General features: G+C 62.7%; 2 protein-coding genes. Both read left to right on the top strand.

Translation table 11 applies throughout. The features are described from left to right. The coding region (locus KHQ24_RS23780) for a mannose-1-phosphate guanylyltransferase/mannose-6-phosphate isomerase (RefSeq protein WP_203283555.1) at positions 1-1,089 on the top strand (1,089 nt) is incomplete at its 5' end. Between the two features lie 23 nt (positions 1,090-1,112). Then, positions 1,113-2,230 (top strand): O9 family phosphomannomutase RfbK (rfbK, locus tag KHQ24_RS23775; protein WP_117129539.1); only part of this gene is annotated, 1,118 nt, incomplete at its 3' end.

The following is a 2,230-nucleotide window of genomic DNA, read 5'->3' as shown; positions in this document are numbered from 1 at the left end:
CTCGCCGCCGACCATATCATCAATAACCAGCCGGTCTTCCACGACGCCATCCGCGTCGCCGAGCAGTATGCCGATGAAGGCCATCTGGTCACCTTCGGTATCGTGCCGAACGCCCCGGAAACCGGCTACGGCTACATCCAGCGCGGCGTGGCCCTCACCGACAGCGCCCATACCCCGTACCAGGTGGCCCGTTTCGTGGAGAAGCCGGACCGCGAGCGCGCCGAGGCCTACCTCGCCTCCGGGGAGTACTACTGGAACAGCGGCATGTTTATGTTCCGCGCCAAAAAATACCTCTCCGAGCTGGCCAAATTCCGCCCGGATATCCTCGAAGCCTGCCAGGCCGCGGTCAATGCCGCCGATAACGGCAGCGACTTCATCAGCATCCCGCATGACATTTTCTGCGAGTGCCCGGACGAGTCCGTGGACTACGCGGTGATGGAGAAAACCGCCGACGCGGTGGTGGTCGGTCTCGATGCCGACTGGAGCGACGTCGGCTCCTGGTCCGCCCTGTGGGAGGTCAGCCCGAAAGATGAGCAGGGCAACGTCCTCAGCGGTGACGCGTGGGTGCACAACAGCGAAAACTGCTACATCAACAGCGACGAGAAGCTGGTGGCGGCCATCGGCGTGGAGAACCTGGTGATTGTCAGCACCAAGGACGCCGTGCTGGTGATGAACCGTGAGCGTTCCCAGGACGTGAAGAAGGCGGTCGAGTTCCTCAAGCAGAACCAGCGCAGCGAGTACAAGCGCCACCGCGAGATTTACCGTCCCTGGGGCCGCTGCGACGTGGTGGTCCAGACCCCGCGTTTCAATGTCAACCGCATTACCGTGAAACCGGGCGGCGCCTTCTCGATGCAGATGCACCACCACCGCGCCGAGCACTGGGTCATTCTCGCCGGCACCGGCCAGGTGACGGTCAACGGCAAGCAGTTCCTGCTGACCGAGAACCAGTCCACCTTTATTCCGATTGGCGCCGAGCACAGTCTGGAAAACCCGGGCCGCATTCCGCTGGAAGTGCTGGAGATCCAGTCGGGGTCGTACCTCGGCGAGGACGACATTATTCGTATTAAAGACCAGTATGGTCGTTGCTAATTTTTTTCGGGACAAAACGCAGAATGACACAGTTAACATGCTTTAAGGCTTATGACATCCGTGGTGAACTGGGCGAGGAGCTGAACGAGGACATCGCCTACCGTATCGGCCGCGCCTACGGAGAATTTCTGAAACCCGGGAAGATAGTGGTGGGGGGCGATGTGCGCCTCACCAGCGAGTCGCTGAAGCTGGCGCTGGCCCGCGGGCTGATGGACGCCGGCACCGACGTGCTGGATATCGGCCTGAGCGGTACGGAAGAGATTTACTTCGCCACCTTCCACCTCGGGGTGGACGGCGGTATCGAGGTGACGGCCAGCCACAACCCGATGAACTACAACGGCATGAAGCTGGTGCGCGAGAACGCGAAGCCCATCAGCGGCGACACCGGCCTGCGGGATATCCAGCGCCTGGCGGAGGAAAACCAGTTCCCGCCGGTGGACCCGGCGCGTCGCGGGACCCTGCGCCAGATATCGGTGCTGAAGGAGTACGTCGACCACCTGATGGGCTACGTGGACCTGGCGAACTTCACCCGTCCGCTGAAGCTGGTGGTGAACTCCGGCAACGGGGCGGCGGGGCACGTGATTGATGAGGTGGAGAAACGCTTCGCGGCGGCCGGGGCGCCGGTGACCTTTATCAAGGTGCATCACCAGCCGGATGGCCATTTCCCGAACGGTATCCCGAACCCGCTGCTGCCGGAGTGCCGCCAGGATACCGCCGACGCGGTGCGTGCGCATCAGGCGGACATGGGTATCGCCTTTGACGGCGACTTCGACCGCTGCTTCCTGTTCGATGACGAGGCGTCGTTTATCGAGGGGTACTACATTGTCGGCCTGCTGGCGGAAGCGTTCCTGCAGAAGCAGCCGGGGGCGAAAATCATTCATGACCCGCGCCTGACGTGGAACACGGTGGACATCGTGACCCGCAGCGGCGGCCAGCCGGTGATGTCGAAGACCGGGCATGCGTTCATCAAGGAGCGGATGCGCCAGGAAGACGCCATCTACGGCGGGGAGATGAGCGCGCACCACTACTTCCGCGACTTCGCCTACTGCGACAGCGGGATGATCCCGTGGCTGCTGGTGGCGGAGCTGCTGTGCCTGAAGAACAGTTCGCTGAAATCGCTGGTGGCGGACCGCCAGGCGGC

It is taken from the genome of Klebsiella sp. 54 (assembly GCF_018223875.1).
Lineage (GTDB): Bacteria > Pseudomonadota > Gammaproteobacteria > Enterobacterales > Enterobacteriaceae > Klebsiella > Klebsiella quasipneumoniae.
Note: the sequence above shows the minus strand (reverse complement) of the source record. Positions and strands in the feature narration are given on the sequence as shown.